The following is a 1,980-nucleotide window of genomic DNA, read 5'->3' as shown; positions in this document are numbered from 1 at the left end:
TGCGGATTCCGATTCAAACCGGCCGGGTATTCCGATTTGAAGTCGGCCACCATTCCGGGATGAAGCCGGCCAGCATTCCGATCAATAACCGGCCACCCTCCGGCGTCTGAAGACCCTGGGTCAGCAACTCGGGCATCACCTCCTTGTCGAACGAGGAGAGCGTGATGCCGGCAAAGAGAAGGCTGACCATGAGACAATTACGACAGATGCTTCGGCTTGCCCGGGACGGCGTCAGTGCCCGGGAGATCGCTGTGACGCTCGGCGTGGCGAGGAGCACCATCCAGGACAATCTGAAGCGCGCCATGGCAGCCGGTCTGAGCTGGCCGCTGCCGGGCGAGATGACGGACGATGTCCTCGAGAACAGGCTCTTTGACCACGCCGGGGTCAAGCAGGGCATGCGGCGGCGGCCGGAACCGGACTGGGCGGGGGTCGCCGTGGAGCTGAAGAAGCCCGGCGTCACCCTTCAGATACTGTGGGACGAGTATCGCGCCGTTCATCCCGGCGGCTACGGCTACAGCCGCTTTTGCGAACTGTTCCGCAGCTTCGAACGTCGGCTCTCGCCGACGATGCGCCAGGAGCATGTGGCCGGCGACAAGGTCTTCGTCGACTACTCCGGCAAGAAGATCGCCATCGTCGATCCTCGAACTGGCGAGATCCGAGAGGCCGAGCTGTTCATCGCCGTCGTTGGCGCCTCCAGCTTCACCTATGCCGAGGCGACGTGGACGCAGGCGCTGCCCGACTGGATCGGTGCCCATGTGCGCATGCTCCGCTTCCTCGGCGGCGTGCCGCGCCTGATCGTGCCCGACAATCTGAAGTCCGGCGTCAATCGCGCCTCGTTCTACGATCCGGAGATCAACCGAAGCTACGGCATGATGGCTTCGCATTACGGCGTCGGCATCCTGCCGGCGCGGCCCCGCAAGCCGCGCGACAAGGCGAAAGTCGAGAACGGCGTGCGGTTCGCCCAAAGCTGCATTCTGGGCCGGCTGCGGCGGCAGACCTTCTTCTCGCTCGCCGAGGCCAACACTGCGATCGCCGGGGCGCTCGATCGCATCAACGACCACGTCATGCGTCGGCTCGGCGTCAGCCGCCGGCATCTCTTCGAGACCGTCGAGCAGCCAGCGCTCGCGGACTTGCCGGGGAGCGACTACGAGTTCGCCGAATGGCGCTTCGCCCGCGTCGGCACCGACTACCATGTAGAATTCGACGGCTTCTTCTACTCGGTGCCGCACGGCCTGATCCGTCAGCAGGTCGATGTCCGGGCGAGCGCGAAGACGATCGAGATCTTCCACCGCGGCAAGCGGGTGGCCGTTCATCAGCGGCGCTATGGCGGTCGCCGTCATGGCACCGATCCCGATCATATGCCGAGTTCGCATCGGCGCTATGCCGAATGGACGCCGGATCGCTTCTGCCGCTGGGCCGCATCGGTGGGACCCCAGACCGAGGGGCTGATCCTCGCCATCCTCGCTGCCCGCCCGCACCCAGAGCAGGGCTTTCGAACCTGCCTCGGCGTCTTGCGCCTTTACCGCGACATCGAGAAGTCCCGCGCCGAGGCGGTCTCGGCGCGAGCCGTCGCGATCGGCGGCCTCAACTACAAAAGCATCGCATCGCTCCTGAGCCTGTCGAAGACCGCGAACCCGGGCTCCAGCGCGACCGCCGACACCAAACCCGCTGCCATCGTCGACCACGTCAATCTGCGTGGCCCCGGCTACTTCCATTGAGGAGAGACACGATCATGCTGACCCATCCGACCCTCGACCTTCTGAACGAGCTTGGTCTGACCGGAATGGCCAGAGGCTTTGCGGATCTCGAAGCCCAGCCTGAGGCCCGGGCCCTGGAGCATGGGGAGTGGCTGGCGCTTCTCCTCGAGCGCGAAGCGACGCAACGTCGGCAGAAGCGCTTCGAAGCCCGGGCTCGCGCCGCCCGATTGCGTCACGACGCGCAGGTCGAGGATACCGACTTCCGCGCCGTGCGCGGCCTCGA

Annotated in this window: 3 protein-coding genes; 2 read left to right on the top strand and 1 reads right to left on the bottom strand. The window is 65.7% G+C overall.

What is annotated here, in order from left to right; translation table 11 throughout:
- Positions 1-13: 13 nt before the first annotated feature.
- Positions 14-190: a hypothetical protein gene (locus tag VQ042_RS25385; protein ID WP_331823020.1), complete on the bottom strand. Its 177-nt coding sequence runs from the start codon at positions 188-190 to the stop codon at positions 14-16.
- On the opposite strand from VQ042_RS25385, the gene istA reads away from it, so the two are divergent.
- Together istA and VQ042_RS25375 are read left to right on the top strand one after the other, a co-directional pair.
- The gene (istA, locus tag VQ042_RS25380) at positions 189-1,718 is read left to right on the top strand and encodes an IS21 family transposase (protein ID WP_331823019.1); all 1,530 of its coding nucleotides are present in this window, start codon (positions 189-191) and stop codon (positions 1,716-1,718) included. The genes VQ042_RS25385 and istA overlap by 2 nt on opposite strands.
- Positions 1,719-1,732: 14 nt before the next feature.
- The coding region (locus tag VQ042_RS25375) for an ATP-binding protein (protein WP_331823018.1) at positions 1,733-1,980 on the top strand (248 nt) is incomplete at its 3' end.

This window comes from Aurantimonas sp. A2-1-M11 (genome assembly GCF_036549475.1).
Taxonomy (GTDB): Bacteria; Pseudomonadota; Alphaproteobacteria; order Rhizobiales; family Rhizobiaceae; genus Aurantimonas.
The sequence above is the reverse complement of the archived record's forward strand: the minus strand, read 5'-3'. Positions and strand labels throughout refer to the sequence as shown.

Bases quoted from the DNA above. Each gene is read 5' to 3' on its own strand.
- istA (WP_331823019.1), top strand. From the start codon at position 189: ATGAGACAATTACGACAGATGCTTCGGCTTGCCCGGGACGGCGTCAGT.
- VQ042_RS25385 (WP_331823020.1), bottom strand. From the start codon at position 190: ATGGTCAGCCTTCTCTTTGCCGGCATCACGCTCTCCTCGTTCGACAAG.